Raw genomic sequence first — 20,812 nt, 5'->3', positions numbered from 1 at the left:
CGATTCCTCCGCATTAGTGGTGGGCGGATTTCTCGGCCCGCTTGTCCGCCGGCAGTTGGTTCCACTTGGCCATGAGCTCACGCTCCGCCGGTGTGGGAACAGGCCCGGCCGGGGCGAACACGCGGGACGGCAGCGCCGGATCCTCGTTGCTCGTGGTGGCCAGGCCGGCCTTGGCGTTGCGGAAGGCCCTGTAGGTGGCGATCAGGGCCGTCGTGATGACGATGATGCTGAGCACGACGAAGATGACCGAGAGCCAGCCCTGGATCGCGGTGTTCCGGACCACAGCTTCCATGGCCGGGACGGTCTTGGCCGTGCCGAAGGAGGTTTTGCCCTCCTCGAGTGCCTTGGAGAAGGCCGCGTTGTTGGCGAAGTAGCCAACCGCCGGAGTGGAAGAGAAGATCTTCTGGTAGCTGGCCGTGATGGTCACGACGGCCGCGAAGGCCATCGGGAGCGCCACGATCCAGAGGAACTTGAAGGAGCCCTTCTTGGCCGCGATGGCGAGGCAGACGGACAGGGCGATGGCGGCCAGCAGCTGGTTGGCGATGCCGAAGAGCGGGAACAGCGTATTGATCCCACCCAGCGGGTCTGTGACGCCCATCAGCAGCACGGCGCCCCAGGCGCCGACCATAACGGCGGTGGCGAGCCAGGCGCCGGGACGCCAGGAGTGCTCCTTGAACTTCGGGATGAAGTTGCCGATCGAATCCTGCAGCATGAAACGTGCAACGCGGGTGCCGGCGTCGACTGCGGTAAGGATGAACAGGGCCTCGAACATAATGGCGAAGTGGTACCAGAAGCTCATCATGGCGGTGCCGCCGATGAACTGCTGCATGATGTGGGCAAGGCCCACGGCCAGGGTCGGGGCGCCGCCGGTACGGGAAACGATGCTGGCTTCACCGACGTTGGCCGCCGTCTCGGCAAGCATGTTCGGGCTGATGTTGACGCCGGACAGTCCGAGGCTGTTGACCCACGCGGCCGCGGTTTCCACGGTGCCGCCGGTGAGGGCTGCCGGGGCGTTCATCGCGAAGTAGAGCCCGCGGTCAATGGAGATCGCCGCAACGAGGGCCATGATGGCCACGAAGGACTCCATCAGCATGCCGCCGTACCCGATGAAGCGGGTCTGGCGTTCCTTTTCGATCAGCTTCGGTGTGGTGCCGGAGGCGATCAGGGCATGGAATCCCGAGAGTGCGCCACACGCGATCGTGACGAAGAGGAACGGGAACAGCGCGCCCGGGAAGACCGGACCGTTGTCGCGGCTGGCGAATTCGCTGAAGGCCGGGACGGAGATTTCCGGACGGACCACAATGACGGCCAGGGCCAGCATCACGATGACGCCGATCTTCATGAAGGTGGAGAGGTAGTCACGCGGGGCCAGGAGGAGCCAGACCGGCAGGATGGCGGCGATGAAGCCGTAGATGATGATGGCCCAGGCGATGGTGACCTTGTCCAGCGTGAAGAGCGCATCGCCCCATTCGGTGGCGGCGACGGCGCCGCCGCCGATGATGGCCGCCATGAGCAGCACGAAGCCGATCAGCGAGACTTCCATGATCTTGCCGGGGCGGATGAAGCGCAGGTAGACGCCCATAAAGAGGGCGATCGGGATGGTCAAGCCGACGGAGAAGACACCCCACGGGCTCTCGGCCAGGGCGTTGACGACGACGAGCGCCAGGATGGCGACGATGATCACCATGATCAGCAGGGTGGCGATCAGCGCGGCGGTGCCGCCGATGACGCCGAGTTCCTCGCGGGCCATCTGGCCCAGGGAGCGTCCGCCGCGGCGCATGGAAAAGAACATCACGACGTAGTCCTGGACGGCTCCGGCGAACACCACGCCGATGATGATCCAGATGGTGCCTGGGAGGTAGCCCATCTGGGCAGCGAGGATCGGGCCCACCAGGGGGCCGGCGCCGGCGATGGCGGCGAAGTGGTGGCCGAACAGGACGTTGCGGTCCGTGCGGACGTAGTCCTTGCCGTCCGCTTTGTACTCTGCGGGGGTGGCCCGGCGGTCGTTCGGCTTGAGCAGGTAGCGCTCGATGACCTTGGAGTAGAAGCGGTAACCGATCAGGTACGTGCTCACCGCGGCGAACACGAACCAGATGGCGTTGACCGTCTCACCGCGGACGATCGCGAGCATGAACCAGGCCACGGCGCCCAGCAGGGAGATTCCCACCCAGAGGGCAATCTTGGCCGGCGTCCATTTGTTCTCTTCAGCCTCACGCACTGCCTCGTCCACGGCGGTGGGCGGCAGAGTCGGATCCGGCGTTATGCCGTCCTCGACCAGTATGTTTTTCGGCGTGCCATCTGGCATTGTGCCCATGTCTCCTCCTTGAGAAACCCAGCGGGCAAATCCACTTGACAGACGTGCCCCAAGGCACCTTACCAATGGCGGTGATTCTTGGATATGGGTTTGCGCCAGGCGGTGCCATGGAGGCGATTAACGGCCGGGCAAATGCGCCGAACGGCAGGCTCGATTACCGGCTGGCTTCCGGCGGGCACCCGGGAACCTCGGGTCAGGCCGTCGGGCCGGCCAGCTGCATGAGCCGGGCCTCGCAGAGGTCCAGCCACCGCACCTCGGCCTCGGTCTGGAAGATGAGGGAATCCAACACCAGCAGCCGGGCGGTGTCCGCCGGGCGGCGCAGGGACGCCGTGTCCCGCCGGGCCTTGGTGTAGTCCTGCAGGGCCCGGATGGACACGGCGCGCTGGGCGTGGATGGCGGCGCCGACGTCGACGCCCGGGAGCGTCAGCCCCAGTGCGAGCTTGATGGCCAGCTCGTTCCGCGGAGGGCTGGACCGCGGCACCGGCGTGGTGAACCAGGTCCGGACGTCAGCGAGCCCGTCCGGGGTGATGCTGTAGATGACGTGCCCCTCGCCGTCGGCGCCATCCTTGCGGACAAGGCCGTCGCGTTCCAGGCGATCGAGGGTGGTGTAGACCTGCCCGATGTTGAGGGGCCAGGAGGATCCGGTGCGGTCCTCGAATTCGGTCCTGAGCTGGTAGCCATAGCGTGGCCGGTCCTGCAGAAGTGCGAGGAGGCTGTGACGGATGGACATGTTGCTCCCGGAGGGTAGCGGGACGAAGCATACACGCGCCCCAAGACGCGTGTATACCGCGTATGGAATTACATTACAGTCATTCGCTATCCTCGAGCAATTCGGGATATGTCAGAACTGGAATATTTGTGCTACATCACCAGCAGGACTTTTCCCACATGATCGCCGCTGTCGAAGTACCGGTGCGCGGCGCTGACCTGCTCCAGCGGGAAGGTCTTGGCCACCAGCGGCCGGATCCGGCCATCGGTCAGCATCGGCCAGACCGCGTCGCGGACAGCGTCCATGATCACGGTCTTCTCTTCGACGGGCCGGGGGCGCAATGCCGTGGCAATGATCGCAGCACGCTTGCTCAGCAGTTTGCCGAGGTCCAGTTCACCCTTGGCGCCGCCCTGCAGCCCGATCACCACCAGCCGCCCGTAGTCCGCCAGCGCCTCCACGTTCTGGGTGAGGTATTTGGCCCCGACGACGTCGAGGATGACATCAGCTCCCTTGCCGCCGTTCTGCGCGCGCAGGCTCTCCGGGAAGTCTTCCTCGGCGTAATTGATCGCGATGTCCGCACCAAGGAAGGCCTTGGCGGTGCTGACCTTTTCCGCGTTTCCCGCGGTGGTGGCCACAATGGCTCCAAAGGCTTTCGCGAGCTGGATGGCCATCGTGCCGATGCCGCCGGTTGCCCCGTGGATGAGGACCGTCTCGCCCGGCTGCAGCTGCGCCGTCATGATCAGGTTGGAGTAGACCGTCGCCGCAACTTCCGGCAGGGACGCGGCCGTGACGAGGTCAACGCCGTCGGGGACCCTGAGGACCTGCCCCGCCGGAACGGCCACCTGTTCGGCGTAGCCGCCGCCGGCCAGCAGGGCGACGACCTTGTCCCCCACGGTGAATGGCCTGGCGACACCGGGCCCGAAACCGGCGATCCGGCCCGAGACTTCCAGCCCGGGAATCTCCGAGGCACCGGGCGGGGGTGGATAGTGGCCCTTGCGCTGCTGGACATCAGCACGGTTGAGCCCCGCGGCGACGACGTCGATCAGCACCTCACCGGCTCCGGGCACCGGGGACGGGGCGTCACGGACCTCCAGGGTCTCGGGTCCGCCCGGCTCTGAGATATAAACAGCCTTCATGGAGAACTCCCGGTTAGTAACAGACTTCTTGCAGCGTTCGTGCAGGGATGCGCCCGCTGCGCACCATGCCCGAAGCACATTCTTCCAGAGTAGGCGCAGGAGACCCCCCGCCCGCTGGCGCATCGCGTTTTTGTTGCTTCCGACTGCCTATGAAACACTACTCGTTAGGGAAGGTTGTCCGAGCGGCCGATGGAGCTGGTCTTGAAAACCAGTGTGCGGTAACCCCGTACCAAGAGTTCGAATCTCTTACCTTCCGCGAATAATGCCCCTGCTTCAGCGTTAGCGCCGGAGCAGGGGCATTTTTGCGTCGCGGCGCCGGTCCCGCTCCTTGGAGGGCACGGGCACGCGGCGCGAAGGGGCGCTGGGCCAAGCTCACCCGGGCCACCCCTGCGCCCGAAGCGCCTGCCGGACACGCATCAGCACCCAGCCCTCGCCGTTGCGCAAGTCGAGTTTGTTGACTACCAACTGCCTCCAGCCGGCGTTGAATGTGCGCTCGTTCCGCAGCGCATCGGCGAGCTGCTGTTCAGGCGTGAGGTGATGTCCGCCGGCAGGCCGGATCGTCCGAAGAGCAGGCGGAGCCGGGTTTCCGGAGGCGAGTCGACCCCTACGCGGACAAGCCCCAGCGACTCCCTCAGCAGGCGAAGACCGGCCACGGGACGTTGCCGCCCGGCATAGAGCACGATTTCCCCCAGCGTCAGCCGCGCGGTCCGGGGGTGCTGGTAGCGCTCATGTTCGCAGACCAAATCATCGGCGATAACGACGAGATCCTCCACCGTCAGAGTCCCCGTCCCGGCGAGGTCCAGCAGCGTCCGCGGAATCGAGGTGACCGGAACGCCCTGGATCATCACGATGTCGGCGGGCTCAAGCAGCGAACGGTGGCCGACTACGCCCTTCCGGCGGGGGGCTGCGCTCCCGGCCCTCGTCAGGTGCAGCAGCCCCGCCGAGGGCGCCGAGGCAGCGTTCGCCAGGACGCCGGGGACCTTGAAGGCATGGATGGTAGCCGCGGAGTCATGGCTGACAGTGTCCGGCGTCCCCAGCTGCGTGTAGGTCCGCGCCCTGGCCAGCAGCGACTGTTGCGCCCCGACAGGCACCCGGATGCCGCGGCTGGGCACATGGATGTCCTTCGCCCGGGCCCGCCACGGGGAGATCCCGCCCAGCCGACCCTCGCCGATGGTGAAGGATCCCGCCGACAGTTCCGCCGGTAAGGGTTTCGGACTTGCCATGCGCCCATTAGGCCACAACGAGGATCGGGCTGCCCGGGTTATCCACAGCCTCGCATCCTGCGCCCGACGGTCCGTCAGCTGCCCGGGCAGATCAGGGCGCATGCGGGAAGTGCATCCACCCTGATCTGCCCCCGCGGCGGCGGTGCACCCCGCGGATACGCCTTGACCGGCGGACCGGAAGCACCCTTAGGGTCCATTAGGAAAATTGCTGTAAGAAATACCGGCCGGCCTCTTCCACTTGGGCTACTGGCCGGTATTCTTTTGGCATGCCCGACCCAGGTGGCCGGGCATTTACCTGACCTAGGTCGGGAGCTACACCAACTCCGTCGCTGGGGCGCACCGTTGGGGGTCCCGTGCCGGCTGTGACGCGTTCCGCTGGGGGACGTCTCGCCGAATGCACATGCAATACACACCGTGTTCATTCACCCCTGTTTTGATGTGCCGGGAACTGCTTGACCAGGAGCAAAAACCGGACGGTCCGCGGCATCGCCCGGACACATTCCATCAGCCCTTACCCGGGCACCTAATGAGAGTTAGAGCGGATGAAACACATACCTTGGAAAACCGCACTGGGCACAGCGCTGTCGGCGGGGCTCATCGCAGCCCCGCTGGCCGCTGTGCCGGCGTTCGCCGTGGAGGTCTCCCCGGCAGCGGCAGGCAGTTCGCCGGTCATCATCAACGAGGCATACCTCAGCGGCGGCAGCGCCGGAGCAGCCTACAAGAACAAGTTCGTTGAGTTGTACAACACCTCGGACGCCCCGGTCTCGCTGGACGGCTGGTCACTCCAGTACCGGCCTTACAGCAACACCACCCCGCCCAGCGTTGTCTCCGGCCTGAGCGGCAGCATCCCGGCCAGGGGCTACTATCTGGTCAAGGGCGGCAGCAACGGTGCCATCGGGGCGGATCTGACCGGCGCCGACGTCACAGCCACCGGCTTCAACCCCAGCGGCACCACCGGAACCATTGTGCTGGCCAAGCAAGCCACCGCCCTCAACCCGCTGGCCACCGGTTCCGTCATCGAGCCCGCCAACGTCGCAGATCTGCTCGGCTACGGGACTTCCAACACCTTCGAAACCCTCGCCGCCACCGCACCGGCGGGCAACAGCGACGTCAAGAGCCTGAACCGCAGCAACGGTGTTGACAGCAACAACAACGCCGAAGACTTCACCCTGAGCGCCGCGGTCACGCCCAAGGCAGTCAACGGGACAGCAACCCCCGTCGAGCCACCGGTCGACCCCGGCACTCCACCGGCGGCCAGGACCATCGCGGAGATCCAGGGCAACGGCGCCGCCAGCCCGCTTGTGGGGGCCTCGGTCACCACCCGGGGCAAGGTCACCGCGGCCTTCCCCACCGGCGGTTTCTCCGGCTACTACATCCAGACCCCCGGCACCGGCGGCGAACTGACTCCGGCCAACCACACGGCGTCGGACGCCATCTTCATCTTTTCGGCCGCCACGGCCGGCTCCGTCCAGATCGGCGACTACGTCGAGGTGACGGGCGCCGTCAGCGAATACTTCGGCATGACCCAGGTGACGGTTGCCGCCGAAGCTGACCTGAAGAAACTCACCGAGGCCGCCCCTGAGGTGAAGGCCACCGGATTTGCCCTCCCGGCCGGGGAAGCATTCCGCGAAGCGCTCGAAGGCATGCTGCTGACCCCGCAGGGATCCGTCACTGTCGCTGACAACTACTCGCTGAACCAGTACGGCGAAGTCGGTCTGGCCGGCGGAACCACCCCGCTGGAGCAGCCCACCGCCGTCGCGCCGTTCGGCTCTGCCGAGTACACCGCCACCGTCGCCGCCAACGCCGCCCGCGGCATCAAGCTCGACGACGGCGCCACCACCAACTTCTTCAAGGACGCCGGCACCAAAGCCCTGGAGTTGCCGTACCTGACCACGGCGGACCCCGTCCGCGTGGGCGCACCGGTGAACTTCAAGACCAACGTTGTGCTCAGCTACGCCAACAACGCCTGGAAGTTCCAGCCGCTGGGCCACCTGACGCCCGCCACGGCGGCCGCGGTCCAGCCGGCCGGCTTCGGCGCCACCTCCCGCACGGAGGCTCCGGCTGCCGTCGGAGGCAACCTCAAGATCGCCTCGTTCAACGTGCTGAACTACTTCCCCACCACAGGCGATCAGCTCACCGGATGCACCTACTACATGGACCGCGCCGGCAACCCGATCACCGTCCGCGGCGGCTGCAACGCCCGCGGCGCGGCCAACGCCGAAAACCTCCAGCGCCAGCAGGACAAGATCGTCGCCGCCATCACCAAGTCCGGCGCCGACGTAGTGTCCCTGATGGAGATCGAGAACTCGGCGCAGTTCGGCAAGAACCGTGACGACGCCCTGGCCAAGCTGGTCGATTCCCTGAACATCGCCACGCCGGGGATCTGGGACTACGTCCGCACACCCGCCAACGCACCCCCGCTGGCTGACGAGGACATGATCCGCACCGCCTTCATCTTCAAGAAGTCCGCAGCGGAGCCGGTGGGCGAGTCCATCATCCACAACGACACCGTCGCCTTCGCGACTGCCCGCAAGCCCCTGGCCCAGGTCTTCAAGCCCGCCGGCGCAACCGACGACAAGCAGTTCATCGCGATCGCCAACCACTTCAAGTCCAAGGGCTCAGCCGCCACCCCGGAGGACACCGACAAGGGCCAGGGCGCCTCAAACCTCGCCCGCACCGCCCAGGCCCAGTCGCTGCTGGCGTTCTCCGACGAACTGCAGAAGTCCAAGGGCACCGACAAAGTCTTCCTGATCGGCGACTTCAATGCCTACGCCAAGGAAGACCCGATCAACGTCTTCACGGCCGCGGGGTACGTCAACCAGGACGAGAAGGCCACCAACGCCGACGGTTCCGCCAAGCACTCCTACCTCTACGGCGGCCTGGTCGGCTCCCTGGACCACATCCTCGCCTCACCGGGCGCCAACGCCATCGTCACCGGCGCCGACATCTGGAACATCAACTCCGTCGAGTCCGTCGCCCTGGAGTACAGCCGGTACAACAACAACGTGACCGACTACTACGCGCCGGACCAGTTCCGCGCGAGCGACCACGATCCGGTGGTGGTGGGCCTGGACCTTCCGGCCGCTCCGGCCATCCCCGCCAGCGTTGAGCTGAACCTCCTGGGCATCAACGACTTCCACGGCCGGATCGACTCCAACACCGTGTTCTTTGCGGGAACCATCGAGAAGCTGCGGGCCGCGGCTGCCCCCGGCGCCACGGCATTCCTCTCCGCGGGCGACAACATCGGCGCCTCGCTGTTCGCCTCGGCCGTTGCCAAGGACCAGCCGACCATCGATGTGCTGAACGCCCTGGAACTGCGGACCTCGGCCGTGGGCAACCACGAGTTCGACGGCGGCTGGGCCGACCTGCGCGACCGCGTCATCGCGGGCGGCAGCAACGCCAAGTTCCCGTACCTCGGAGCCAACGTCTACACGAAGGGCACCACCGAGCCGGTCCTGCCGGAGTACACGGTGCTGGACATGAACGGCATCAAGGTCGCCGTCATCGGCACCGTCACGCAGGAAACACCCTCGCTGGTCACCCCCGCCGGCATCGCCGACCTCGAGTTCGGAGACCCCGTCGACGCCATCAACCGCGTCGCCGCGAGGATCAAGGCGGACAACCTTGCCGACGTGATCATCGTGGCGAACCACGACGGCGCCGGTTCCGGCGCGCCCGAAGGTTCCACCCTGGAGCAGGAAGTCGCCGCCGGCGGCCCTTTCGCCAAGATGGTCACCGAGGTCACCCCGGACGTTGCGGCCATCTTCAACGGCCACACCCACAAGCAGTACTCCTGGGATGCCCCGGTTCCCGGCGTTGAGGGCAAAACCCGCCCGATCGTGCAGACCGGCAACTACGGCGAGTACATCGGCCAGATCCAGCTGACCATCGACACGGAAACCATGTCGGTCACCGGCTACAAGGCCGGCAACGTCAAGCGCACCACCTCCGCTGACCAGCAGGCAGCCGACCTGGTGGCCGCGTACCCGCGGGTCGCCGCGGTCAAGACCATCGTTGACAAGGCCCTCGCCGACGCAGCAGTGGTCGGCAACCAGCCGGTCGGCGCGGTGACCGCGGATATCACCACCGCGTTCACCCCCGCCACCACCACCACGCCGGCGGCACGCGATGACCGTTCCAGCGAGTCCACCCTGGGCAACCTCGTTGCCGATTCCCTGGTTGACTCGCTCAAGGCCCCGGAACTCGGCGGCGCCGAGATCGGCGTCGTCAACCCGGGCGGCCTGCGCAACGAGCTGTACTACGCGCCGGACGGGACCATCACCTACGCCGAGGCCAACGCGGTCCTGCCGTTCGTCAACAACCTGTGGACCACCTCGCTGACCGGCGAACAGTTCAAGACGCTGCTGGAGCAGCAATGGCAGACCAACCCGGACGGCACGGTTCCCAGCCGCGCCTACCAGCAGCTGGGCCTGTCCAAGAACGTCAACTACACCTACGACGCCGCCCGCGCCGCCGGTGACCGGATCACCTCGATCCGGATCAACGGCGCGCTGATCGACCCGGCAATGTCCTACCGGATCGGAACGTTCAGCTTCCTGGCAACGGGCGGCGACAACTTCCGCATCTTCACCTCCGGCGCCAACACCAAGGACTCCGGACTCGTGGACCGCGACGCCTGGATCAAGTACCTGCAGGCGAACAACCCGGTCTCACCGGACTTCGCGCGCCGCTCTGTCGCCGTGGTGAACACCACCGCGACCGAGGTCAAGGGCGGGGAGGCCATCACCCTGGCGGTCTCCAAGCTGGACCTCACCTCGCTGGGCAGCCCGGTGAACACCTCGCTGCGCGCCGAGTTCACGGACGCAACCGGCACGGTCACCGCACTGGGAACGGTACCGGTTTCCGCCGGTGCCGCCACGGTAAACCTGACGGTTCCCGCCGGGGCCGCTGCCGGCACGGGCACCCTGGTGCTCACCGCCGTCGAATCCGGCACCGTGGTGAAGACCGGTGTCCTGGTCGCGGCCAGCGTTCCGGTCCCGCCGCAGTGCACCGCGCCGGTCAAGCCGCGGCTCGCCGACGTCGTGGGCCAGCTCAGCTACGGAAAGGAAATGGCGGCCTACCGCAAGTGCCTGAAGGGCTGATCCCCTAGCCACGCCCCAGTGAGCATGCCCTCCCCCGGGCTGCAGCGGTGGACATATTGCCCATATGTCCTCTGCTCAGCCGGGACGGAGGGCATGCTCATTCGTGGGGCGCGGGGACCGGAGGGCATGCTCATTCGTGGGGCGCGCCAGGTGCAGGCAATCAGCGTCCGAGGATGGCCCGGGCGATCTCGTCGGCGTCCCGCAGCGTGCGCTGGCCGCTGCGGTACTCTGGCCCGCTCTTTTGCCGGGCCTCGGCCGCGATGGCCGTTCCCCACTGCACGGCGGACAACTGCAGCCCCAGGACATACAGGCCTTCCGTCACCGAGCCGTTCGCGCCAAGCGGGCGGTAGGGGTGCGGCGCCACGTCCAGCCCGGAAGTCGGCACCGGCGCTCCCTCGACGGTCATCATGAGCCGGGGGCGGACCAGGCCTTCGGCAAGCAACTGCTCCAGCAGGGGCGACTCGTTGACCGTGACCTTGTTGGCCGGCGCCAGTGCCTCGATCATGGCCACGGCATTCACAACTTCCCCGCCGCCCTCGTCCGGGTTGTTCCCCACCCACGGCGACACCGCCCTGAAGGTCCGGGCTTTGCGGTCCACCCCGAACTTCGGGTCCGGACCGACAAACCGCACGATGCCGGCGGTCACCAGGGCCGCGAGCTGTTCGGCACGCAGCGCCGGCGGTCCGCTGGCGAGACCTTCCACAAACGATTCGAACCAGCCGCGGAGCCCGGCGACCCATGACTCGTCGGTGATGCCGCCGTCGGCGACCGCGGTCTTCAGCACCGCCCGGCCGTGGTGCAGGGCGCCGATGGTCATCTTCACCGGGTCCTCCTCCCCCAAGGCGGAACGCCGGGCGTCGTCGAGCAGATAATCGACGACGGCGGCGTCGAGTTCGGCGCGGGAATGGAACGACCGCCCGGCGAACGGCGCCGCGAGGCCCAGCAGGTCCAGCCGGTGGGAGGGGCGGAGGTGCACGTCGAGGACGGAGTCCACCAGGTCCTCCCATTTCGCGGTGGAGTGCGCATGCGGGTGCAGGGCTTCCTCCAGGGCCTTCAGGAACTCCTTAGGGTCCGTCAGGATGGCGCCCGGCTGCGAGCGCGCAAGCGTGGAGTAGTAGGCCCAGAGAGCGTCGCGGTGCAGGAGGGGCCAGAGGTCGTGGTCGAAGGCGGGCCGGATTCCTGCCTCCGCGAATTTCGCCACGGCGCTTTCGGTGCAGTACCTCAGGGTCACTGCGTCGGGGTAGTAGCCGGTGAGGGTCGCCTTGGCCCGGTACGGGGTGCCGCGCCGGGAAGCGGCGATGATGAGCGGTTCACGGCCGGAAGGAAGGTAGCCGAGCCTGCCGTCCCGGCCGGGCAGGAACCGGCCGCCGCGGCCCTCGGTCAGCTGTCCCATGGCATCAAAGAAGTTCAGCCCCATGCCGCGCACCAGCACCGGTTTGACCGCCGGCACCAGGGACCAGTCGACGTCGGCCGGAGCAGCCGGAGGCAGGTACAGCAGCCCGAATTCCTCCGCCGCCGCCTGGAGCTCGCGCTGTTCGGGGTTGAGCCGGGACTCGAGGTGGCCGAGGGCCAGCACGACGGAATCAACGGTGAGGACGGTGCCGTCGGCCAGCCCGACGTCGAACCCCACGCGGCCCTCGTCCGCCCCGGCCCCGGGAGCGGCAGCGTGGCGCACCGAGGTTGCCGTCGTGCCGTGGAACGTTACCGTCGCACCGGAGGGAAGGCGGGAGAGCAGCTCTTCAAGGGTCGAGCGGAGGTAGCGCCCGTACAGTGCCCGGCTGGGGAAGTCGGCCGAGCCCAGCCCGGAGATCTCGGCGCACTCCTCAGCGGAGAGCGAAGGGTGCGGCTGGTCCTGCTGCAGTTCACGCCAGCGGTCGAACGTGTGGCCGGCCAGCGGCCGCGCTAGGCCGGGGTCCTCGGGAATGACCGTGGGGTAGAACGACTGAGTGTTCATCAGGTAGAGCCGGGACTGGCCCGGCTGCCAGACATGTCCGGGCCCCGCCGGATAGGGATCAATGACATCAATGTGCAGGACAGCGTCCGGCCCGGAAGGCACCCAGTTGGCCAGCAGCCGCTCCAGCACGCTCGCGCCCCGGGGACCGGCGCCAATCACTGCCGTCCGGATGCTCTGCGATATGCCCACGGCATCCAGCGTATCCGCAACCGGCCCGCAGCCCGGACCGGCCCGGCGCATCTGGTGCGGGCTCCGCGCTGGCCCCCGGCGTGACTTGCTACCGGCACGCTGATGTTGCTTGGATGGAAAAATGACCACCGCTGAAGCTGCGCCCCCTCCCGCCCCCGAACCCGTCGACGAGAACATCTGGCTCGAGGAGATCTGTGGCGAGGAACAGCTTGCCTGGGTCCGGGAGCAAAACGCCCGCACCGAGGAGCTTCTGGAGGACGCGGAATACGCCCACCTGGAAGAGAGCATCCTGGAGGTGCTGGACTCCACCGACCGGATCGCCATGGTGGGCAAGCACGGCGACTGGTACTACAACTTCTGGAAGGACCGGGAGAACCCCAAGGGCCTGTGGCGCCGGACCAGCTGGGACAGCTACCGCGGCGGATCACCCGAGTGGGACCTGCTGCTGGATGTGGACGCGCTGGCCGCGGCCGAAGGCGAGGAATGGGTTTTCCATGGCGCCAACTTCCTGCGCCCGGCCGAAGGCGAGCCGCACCGGCGTGCCCTGCTGGCCCTCTCCCCCGACGGCGGCGATGCAAACCGCTACCGCGAGTTCGACGTCGAGTCCCGCAGCTTCGTTGACCCTGCGGCCGGCGGCTTTGACCTGCCCACAGCGAAGGGCAACGTCTCCTGGCTCGACGCCGACACGCTGCTGGTGGCCTCCACGGCCGAGGGACTGCCCAGCACCACATCCTCCTACGCCCGGACCGGCGTCAAGCTTCACCGCGGCGGCTCCCTGGCCACGGCGGAACGGCTCTTCGAAATCCCCGAGGACCACATGATGGCGCTCGTGGCGCACGACTCCACCCCGGGCTTCGAGCGGACCTTTGCCGTCGACTGGATCAGCTTCTTCGAGAAGACCACCGCGGTGCTGCGCGACGGACGGTGGGTGCAGATCGACGTCCCCGCGGACGTAAACCTTAGCTCGCACCGCGGCTGGCTGCTGTTCCGGCCGCAGAAGGACTGGACCACCGGCGGAACCACCCACCCGGCCGGGTCCCTGCTCGCGGCCGACTTCGAGGATTTCCTGGCCGGCGGCCGGGAACTGTCCGTGTTGTTCGCCCCGGATGAGCACACCTCCCTGCAGTCCTGGAGCTGGACGCGGGACTTCCTGCTGCTGAACCTGCTGCGTGACGTCTCCTCGGAGATCCGGGTCCTCGATCCGCAGCAGCCCGGGACCGACGCTGCCTGGGCCGCCACCGTGCTGGAGGCCTGCCCGCCGCTGCACGACGTCACCGCCTACGCCGTCGACGACGAGGACGACGCCCGCGGCACGGACGATGACGGCACCGACGGCGCCGCTCCGGTGGCCGAGACGGAGGCTCCCGGCGCGGGGAACGACTTCTGGCTTGTGGCCACCGGTTTCACCACGCCGGGCACGCTCACCCGTGGCACCCTGAAGCGCGCCGCCGGGGGCGGCGTGGACAGCACCCACGAGGTGGTCCGGTCCTCGCCGTCGTTCTTCGATGACGAGGCCTATGAGGTCCAGCAGCACTTTGCCGTGTCCAAGGACGGCACCCGGGTGCCGTATTTCCAGGTGGCGTCCAAGCACCTGGTGCTGGACGGCCAGAACCCCACGCAGCTGTCCGGCTACGGCGGCTTCGAGATTTCGCGGACCCCGGCCTACAGCGGCGCAATCGGCCGCGCCTGGCTGGAACGGCGGACCGGGGAATCCGCCGGGCGCCAGGGGGATGTCCCGCACACCCGCGGCGGGGTCTACGTCGTGGCCAACATCCGCGGCGGCGGCGAATACGGCCCCTCGTGGCACCGCGCAGCCCTGCAGGACAAGCGGCACCGGGCCTACGAGGATTTCGCCGCCGTGGCGGCGGACCTGATTTCCCGCGGCGTGACGTCCCGCGAGCGGCTCGGCTGCGTGGGCGGGTCCAACGGCGGCCTGCTGGTGGGGAACATGCTCACCACGTATCCGGAACTCTTCGGCGCCGTCTCCTGCGGGGTCCCCCTGCTGGACATGCGCCGCTACACCAAGCTCTCCGCCGGCCACTCCTGGATCGCCGAATACGGCGACCCTGATGTGCCCGAGCAGTGGGAGTTCATCAAGACGTTCTCCCCCTACCACCTGCTCAAGGACGGGGTGGACTACCCGGAGACGTTCATCTGGACGGCCACCTCGGACGACCGCGTGGGCCCGGTGCAGGCGCGCAAGATGGCCGCCCGGATGCAGGCGATGGGCATCCCCAACGTCTGGTTCCACGAGGCACTGGAAGGCGGCCATGCCGGCGCCTCGGACAACCGCCAGGCCGCGGCCCTGCAGAGCCGCAGCCAGCACTTCCTCTGGCGCGCGCTGGCCGGCCGGGACGCCTGACCCGCCGGAACACCCGCCCATTGGAGCAACGCGGGGTCACCTACGGCCCATCCGCGGCCCCACCATGGGCGCGAAGTGACCCCGCGTTGCTCGTTTTGCACTGCATGGCCCCTTCTGCGTATCCTTGGTTGGCTAGTTACTAGCATTTGGAGACGTGCCAGAGCGGCCGAATGGGCTTCACTGCTAATGAAGTGTGGGGCACAACTCCACCGGGGGTTCAAATCCCCCCGTCTCCGCGTTTGGCCCCGGTCCTGGACCGGGGCCTTTTGCGTACCCCGGGGACCTTGGCGGGGCGCCAGGTGCGGGCATGTCCGGAGCTGTGCCGCCGCGCCCGTCCGGGTGCCGGACACCGGACGCCTTACCGCGGCCCGGGTGGCAGGATTAGCCCATGTCAAGGAACACCGAGTTTGACGCGATCATCGTAGGCGGCGGCCACAACGGCCTGGCCGCGGCAGCGTACCTGTCCAAAGCGGGCCTGAAGGTCCTGCTGCTGGAGAAGCTTGAGCAGCCCGGCGGCGCCGCGGTGTCCGCGCAGGCGTTCGACGGCGTCGACGCGCGCCTCTCGCGCTATTCCTACCTCGTGAGCCTCCTGCCGCAGCAGGTCATTGACGACCTGGGCCTGCACATCCGGCTGGCGCGGCGCCGGTACTCGTCCTACACGCCCGACCCGCACGACGGCACCAAAGCCCTGCTGATCGACAACGGGGATGCGTCAGCCACTGCGGCGTCCTTTGCCGCGGTCGGGGCTGCCGACGGCGAATTCCAGGCCTTCGCCGACTTCTACACCGGCTGCCGCAAACTCACCGAAGCCCTCTGGCCGACCATGACCTCCCCGCTGCCGACCCGCTCCGAGGCGAGGAATCTCGCGGCGCGCGCCGGTGCGGGGCAGGCCTGGGACGCCATCACGGAACGGCCCATCGGGGACACCATCGCCGCGGAACTCCGGCACGACCTGGTCCGGGGCGTGGTGCTCACCGATGCCCTGATCGGGACCTTCGCCCGGGCCGGCGACGAGGATCTGCAGCAGAACATCTGCTTCCTGTACCACCTGGTCGGCGGCGGAACGGGCGACTGGGACGTGCCCGTCGGCGGCATGGGCGCCGTCTCCGGGGAACTGGAACGGGCCGCCCGCGAGGCCGGGGCAACGATTCTGACCTCCGCGGACGTCACCGCCGTCCGCCCGGGAGGCGAGGTCCGCTACCGCCACAACGGCGCAGAGCACACGGCCGCCGCGTCCTGGATCCTCGCCAACGTGGCCCCGGTGGTGCTGGACCGGCTCAGGGGCTCCGACGCTGCCAGCGGCGCTCCCACGCAGGCACCGCCCGCCACGAAGAACCCGAACCACCTCCGGGAGGGTGCGCAGGTCAAGGTGAACCTGCTGCTGACCCGCCTGCCCCGGCTGCTGGACCGGACTGTCAGCCCGGAAGCGGCCTTCGGCGGGACCTTCCACATCAACGAGACCTGGTCTCAGCTCGACGCCGCCTACCTCGCCGCCGCCGCCGGCACCATCCCCGATCCGCTGCCCTGCGAGATCTACTGCCACTCCCTCACGGATCCCAGCATCCTGTCCCCGGAACTGCAGGCCGCCGGCGCGCAGACCCTCACCGTGTTCGGCCTGCACGTCCCGGACCGGCTGATCACCGCGGAAAACAATGACCAGCGCCGGGCCGAACTGCAGGCGGCCGTCCTGAAATCGCTGAACTCGGTCCTGGCCGAACCCATCGAGGAGCTGCTGCTGAGCGGCCCGGACGGCCGGCCCTGCATCGAAACGAAAACGACCCTGGACATCGAGCGGGCGGTCGGCATGCCGCGCGGCAACATCTTCCACGGCGGCCTCGACTGGCCCTTCGTCGAGGACGACGCGCCGCTGGACACCCCGGCGCAGCGCTGGGGCGTCGCGACGGATGACCCGCGGATCCTGCTCTGCGGCTCCGGTGCCCGGCGCGGCGGCGCCGTCAGTGCCATCGGCGGGCACAACGCGGCCATGGCGGTCCTCGAGTCCGGCCGGCCTGACACCGGCCGCGCCTCCCGGGGCTGAGCCTGGCAACCCCGGATGAGTGAGCCTTCGCCGCCCCGGCCAGCTCCCAGCACCGCCGGGGACAAATGGAGCCCGCGGCTGGCTTTGCTGGTTGCTGCGACGTTCTTTATGGAGTTCCTGGACGGCACCGTCCTGACCACGGCGATCCCCAGCATCGCGGCGGACTTCTCCATCCCGTCGGCGGACGTCAACATCACCATGACCGCCTACCTGATGACGGTGGCGATGGGCATTCCGCTCAGCGGCTGGCTGGCCGAACGGCTCGGGGCGCGGCGGGTGTTCTGCCTGGCCATTGCGACGTTCACTGTGGCCTCGCTGCTGTGCGCGCTCAGCCAGGACCTGGCCATGCTGACCCTGAGCCGGGTGCTGCAGGGCGCGGGCGCCGCCATGATGGTCCCGGTGGGCACCCTCGTGGTGCTCCGCGGAACGGCAAAGAAGGACCTGCTCCGCGCCACGGCGTACCTGGTGTGGCCCGGGCTGCTGGCGCCCGTGCTGGCTCCGCTGGTGGGCGGCGCGCTCACCACGTTCCTGTCCTGGCACTGGATCTTCCTGATCAACCTCCCGCTGGGGCTCGCGGCGTTCCTCGCGGCGCTGCGGCTGGTCCCGGCCGCCCCCGGGGACCGCACCCGCCGCCTGGACTGGCTGGGGCTTGCCTTCACGACCCTGGGCGTGGGGCCCGTCGTGGTGGGCCTGGAGCTGGCCGGCGGCCGCGAATCCGGCGCCTGGGCGGCCATCGGCAGCGCCGCAGGGCTGCTGTTCCTCGGCACGGCCGTCTGGTGGATGCGGCGTGCCCGTTTCCCCTTGTTTGATCTCGGCGTCTTCTCCACCCGGACGTTCCGCGCCACGGCGACCGGCGGCTTCATCTACCGCCTGACCATCAGTGCCATGCCCTTCCTGCTGCCGCTGATGTTCCAGAACGGCTTCGGCTGGGATCCGCTGCACGCCGGGGTCCTCGTCGCGGCAGTGTTCATCGGCAATATCGGGATCAAACCGGCCACGACACCGCTGATCCGGCGCTTCGGCTTCAAACCGGTGCTGGTCTTCGCGTCCCTAGCCTCGGCGGCCACCTTCGCGCTGTGCGCCCTGCTCGACGCCGGCACCCCGGAGCCGCTGATTTTCGCACTGCTTGTAGCCAGCGGCGCCTTCCGGTCCATCGGTTTCTCGGCCTACGCCTCGGTGCAGTACGCCGACGTCGTTCCCGCCCAGCTGCCGTCGGCCAACGCCGTGTCCGCCACGCTGGTGCAGCTTGCGACGGCAGCCGGGATCGCCATCGGGGCCTTGCTGATCCGGGTTTACGAGGCCAGCGGACCGCTACTGGGAGGTGCTGCGGCAGCGGCGTACCGCGCGGCGTTCCTCGCGATCGCGGTGGTTATGCTCCTGAGCACCCTGGACAGCCTGATGCTGCCCCGGCACGCGGGAGCCGAGGTCAGCCGGCCTGGCCCAGCACCAGCGGCAGCACCGCCCCGGCGCCCGCAAGCCTGAGGGCACGGCCGGCGACGGTCACGGTCCAGCGGCTGTCGACCAGATCGTCGATGAGCATCACGCTCTGGCCCTGGGTCCCGGCCAGGGCTGCTTCCAGCTCCGGTCCGACCACGAGGCGTTCCCAGACCCCGGCAAGACGGTAGGCGCTGTTGCCGCCGCGCCCGCCGGTCGGTCCGCCGTGCTCCAGCTGCAGCTGCCCCAGGTACGGGATCCGGCCGATCTCCGAGATGCCCCGGGCCAGCGAGTCCACCAGGGCCGGTTTGCCACGGGACGGGACGCTGATGATGGCGGCGGGCCGGCCTGCCCCGCTCCAGCCGGGGGTGCGGGCGTCCCCGGCGCCCCACTCGCGCAGCACCTGGACACAGGCCTGCAGCATGCCCGGGTCCACCGCGCGGTCGGGGGCTCCGGCGGCGAAGGCTTCGCGCAGGGCGCCGCCCCAGCCCAGGTCGGTGAGCCGTGCCAGCGCCCGGCCGTGCGCGACGTTTTCTTCGGGTTTGATCTTGCCCTTCACCGGCACGCCCAGCCGGTCCATGCCGCTGGGCCACTGCAGCCGGGGTTCCAGGGGTACCCCGGCGCGGCTCAGCGTCTGGCCGGCGGCTTCGGTGGCCGAGGCGGCAATGTCTGCCGGGAACCACTGTCCGGCGCAGTTGTCGCAGCGGCCGCAGGCGTGGGCGGTCTCGTCGTCCAGGACCGAGGTGATGTATTCCATCCGGCAGCCGGCGGTGTCCTGATAGATCACCATGGAGTCCTGCTCGTCCACCCGGGCCTCCGCGATCCGGCTGTAGCGCTCGGCGTCGTAGTTCCACGGCTGGCCGGTGGCCCGCCAGCCCCCGCCCACCCGCTCCACGGCGCCGTCGACCGCCAGCACCTTCAACAGCAGCTCCAGCGGCGTCCTGCGCAGGTCCACGCGCGCTTCAAGCGCCACCGTGGACACGGCGGTCCCCGCCTCGGCGAGCGCGGTCAGCACCGCACCGGCCTTCTGCTCCGAGGGCATCGATGCGGTCGCGAAGTACTGCCAGATATCGCGGTCCTCGGAGCCGGGCAGCAGCAGCACGTCGGCGTTGGCGGCGCCACGGCCGGCACGGCCCACCTGCTGGTAGTAGGCCACGGGAGAGGATGGCGCCCCAAGGTGCACCACAAAACCGAGGTCCGGTTTGTCGAAGCCCATGCCAAGGGCGGAGGTGGCGACGAGCGCCTTGACCTGGTTGTCCTTGAGGAGCTGCTCGGCTCGTTCGCGGTCCGCGGGGTCGGTGCGTCCGGTGTAGGCGAGCACCTCGTGTCCGGCTTCGGCCAGCAGCCTGGCGGTGTCTTCGGCCGCGGAAACAGTCAGCGTGTAAATGATTCCGCTGCCGGGCAGGTCCTTGAGGTGCGTGAGCAACCAGCCGAGCCGGTCCCGGGAGTCCGGCAGGCTCAGCACACCCAGCCGGAGCGATTCACGGCCCAGGGCGCCGCGGATCGTCAGCACTCCGGCGCCCAGCTGCTCCTCGATGTCGTGGACCACCCGGGAGTTGGCGGTGGCGGTGGTGGCCAGGACCGGAACGGTATCCGGCAACTGGGTGATCAGGTCCGCGATGCGCCGGTAGTCGGGACGGAAATCGTGGCCCCAGTCCGAGATGCAGTGCGCCTCGTCGATGACCAGGAGCCCGGTGCGGCGGATCAGTTCCGGGAGCTGGTTCTCGCGGAATGAGGGGTTGGTGAGGCGCTCCGGCGAGACCAGCAGGACATCGACCTCGTCCGCCGCAAGCTGTTCGCGGACGGTGTCCCAGTCCAGCTGGTTGGCGGAGTTGATGGCCACCGCGCGGACCCCGGCCCGCGCGGCGGCGGCAACCTGGTCACGCATGAGGGCCAGCAGCGGGGACACAATCAGGGTCGGGCCGGCGCCGCGGCGCCGCAGCAGCAGGGACGAGACAAAGTACACGGCCGACTTGCCCCAGCCGGTGCGCTGCACAACGAGGGCCCGCCGGCCGCCGTCGACGAGGGCCTCGATGGCTTCGAACTGGCCGTCATGGAACTGCGCCTCCGGGTGCCCGACCAGTTCGCGCAGCACTTCCTGGGCCTGCTCCCGGGTCCCGGCGCCCCCGGCAGTACCGGCGGCCTCAGCGGGAGGCAAAGCGGAAAGGACTGCAGCGTTCTGGTGATTGGCCATTGCTTTAGTATCCCAGCCCCCTCCGACAGCCGCGAAGCCACGGGCGCCGCTATGTGGACAATCACAGCGGATCTGCCGGTGGTCCGCCGGTGGTCCGCGGCCGGAAGACACCGCGGGCGCGCTCCTCCGCAGCCGCCCCCGGCCCTCAACGTAAGAT

General features: G+C 68.5%; 10 protein-coding genes and 2 tRNA genes. 6 read left to right on the top strand and 6 right to left on the bottom strand.

Annotated elements, in window-relative coordinates:
* Window positions 1-13 precede the first annotated feature (13 nt).
* The 3 genes from ASPU41_RS09045 to ASPU41_RS09035 form a co-directional block, all read right to left on the bottom strand.
* Complete coding sequence (locus ASPU41_RS09045; protein ID WP_069950639.1) at window positions 14-2,314, bottom strand: carbon starvation CstA family protein; 2,301 nt, start codon at window positions 2,312-2,314, stop codon at window positions 14-16.
* A 193-nt stretch (window positions 2,315-2,507) separates the two neighbouring features.
* The gene (locus ASPU41_RS09040; protein WP_069950638.1) at window positions 2,508-3,044 is read right to left on the bottom strand and encodes a PadR family transcriptional regulator; all 537 of its coding nucleotides are present in this window, start codon (window positions 3,042-3,044) and stop codon (window positions 2,508-2,510) included.
* A gap of 131 nt (window positions 3,045-3,175) precedes the next feature.
* Window positions 3,176-4,159 carry an NAD(P)H-quinone oxidoreductase gene (locus tag ASPU41_RS09035; protein ID WP_069950637.1) on the bottom strand — a complete coding sequence of 328 codons (984 nt, stop codon included), beginning with the start codon at window positions 4,157-4,159 and terminating at the stop codon, window positions 3,176-3,178.
* Between the two features lie 168 nt (window positions 4,160-4,327).
* On the opposite strand from ASPU41_RS09035, the gene ASPU41_RS09030 reads away from it, so the two are divergent.
* Window positions 4,328-4,415: transfer RNA gene (locus ASPU41_RS09030), tRNA-Ser, on the top strand.
* Window positions 4,416-4,617: 202 nt separating this feature from the next.
* Here ASPU41_RS09030 and ASPU41_RS23345 read toward each other — a convergent pair.
* Entirely contained in the window at window positions 4,618-5,382 is a 765-nt protein-coding gene (locus ASPU41_RS23345; RefSeq protein WP_069950636.1) for a hypothetical protein, read from the bottom strand.
* Between the two features lie 542 nt (window positions 5,383-5,924).
* Between ASPU41_RS23345 and ASPU41_RS09020 the strand changes: the two genes are divergently transcribed.
* Complete coding sequence (locus ASPU41_RS09020) at window positions 5,925-10,484, top strand: ExeM/NucH family extracellular endonuclease (protein WP_197515803.1); 4,560 nt, start codon at window positions 5,925-5,927, stop codon at window positions 10,482-10,484.
* A gap of 160 nt (window positions 10,485-10,644) precedes the next feature.
* Here the strand turns inward: ASPU41_RS09020 and ASPU41_RS09015 are convergent, their stop codons facing one another.
* On the bottom strand, window positions 10,645-12,627 hold the full coding sequence (locus tag ASPU41_RS09015) for an FAD/NAD(P)-binding protein (RefSeq protein ID WP_157356971.1): 1,983 nt from the start codon (window positions 12,625-12,627) through the stop codon (window positions 10,645-10,647).
* A 121-nt stretch (window positions 12,628-12,748) separates the two neighbouring features.
* Between ASPU41_RS09015 and ASPU41_RS09010 the strand changes: the two genes are divergently transcribed.
* The 4 genes from ASPU41_RS09010 (at window position 12,749) to ASPU41_RS08995 (ending at window position 18,509) form a co-directional block, all read left to right on the top strand.
* A complete protein-coding gene (locus ASPU41_RS09010) occupies window positions 12,749-14,989 on the top strand; it encodes a prolyl oligopeptidase family serine peptidase (RefSeq protein WP_069950634.1) in 2,241 nt (746 codons plus the stop codon).
* A gap of 148 nt (window positions 14,990-15,137) precedes the next feature.
* Window positions 15,138-15,225 (top strand) — tRNA-Ser (locus ASPU41_RS09005).
* A gap of 152 nt (window positions 15,226-15,377) precedes the next feature.
* The gene (locus tag ASPU41_RS09000) at window positions 15,378-17,027 is read left to right on the top strand and encodes a phytoene desaturase family protein (RefSeq protein WP_069950633.1); all 1,650 of its coding nucleotides are present in this window, start codon (window positions 15,378-15,380) and stop codon (window positions 17,025-17,027) included.
* Window positions 17,028-17,042: 15 nt separating this feature from the next.
* Window positions 17,043-18,509, top strand: a complete 1,467-nt coding sequence (locus ASPU41_RS08995; RefSeq protein WP_069950632.1) for an MFS transporter — start codon at window positions 17,043-17,045, stop codon at window positions 18,507-18,509.
* On the opposite strand, the gene ASPU41_RS08990 is transcribed toward ASPU41_RS08995, so the two are convergent.
* Window positions 18,454-20,655: a RecQ family ATP-dependent DNA helicase gene (locus ASPU41_RS08990; protein ID WP_069950631.1), complete on the bottom strand. Its 2,202-nt coding sequence runs from the start codon at window positions 20,653-20,655 to the stop codon at window positions 18,454-18,456. The two genes, ASPU41_RS08995 and ASPU41_RS08990, sit on opposite strands and share 56 nt — an antisense overlap.
* Between the last annotated feature and the right edge of the window lie 157 nt (window positions 20,656-20,812).

The sequence above is a fragment of the Arthrobacter sp. U41 genome (assembly GCF_001750145.1).
Taxonomy (GTDB): domain Bacteria; phylum Actinomycetota; class Actinomycetes; order Actinomycetales; family Micrococcaceae; genus Arthrobacter.
The sequence above is the reverse complement of the archived record's forward strand: the minus strand, read 5'-3'. Positions and strand labels throughout refer to the sequence as shown.

Coding starts and splice junctions, on each gene's coding strand:
- ASPU41_RS09000 (WP_069950633.1), top strand. CDS start 15,378: ATGTCAAGGAACACCGAGTTTGACGCGATCATCGTAGGCGGCGGCCAC.
- ASPU41_RS09035 (WP_069950637.1), bottom strand. CDS start 4,159: ATGAAGGCTGTTTATATCTCAGAGCCGGGCGGACCCGAGACCCTGGAG.
- ASPU41_RS08990 (WP_069950631.1), bottom strand. CDS start 20,655: ATGGCCAATCACCAGAACGCTGCAGTCCTTTCCGCTTTGCCTCCCGCT.
- ASPU41_RS09045 (WP_069950639.1), bottom strand. CDS start 2,314: ATGGGCACAATGCCAGATGGCACGCCGAAAAACATACTGGTCGAGGAC.
- ASPU41_RS23345 (WP_069950636.1), bottom strand. CDS start 5,382: ATGGCAAGTCCGAAACCCTTACCGGCGGAACTGTCGGCGGGATCCTTC.
- ASPU41_RS09040 (WP_069950638.1), bottom strand. CDS start 3,044: ATGTCCATCCGTCACAGCCTCCTCGCACTTCTGCAGGACCGGCCACGC.
- ASPU41_RS08995 (WP_069950632.1), top strand. CDS start 17,043: ATGAGTGAGCCTTCGCCGCCCCGGCCAGCTCCCAGCACCGCCGGGGAC.
- ASPU41_RS09010 (WP_069950634.1), top strand. CDS start 12,749: ATGACCACCGCTGAAGCTGCGCCCCCTCCCGCCCCCGAACCCGTCGAC.
- ASPU41_RS09020 (WP_197515803.1), top strand. CDS start 5,925: ATGAAACACATACCTTGGAAAACCGCACTGGGCACAGCGCTGTCGGCG.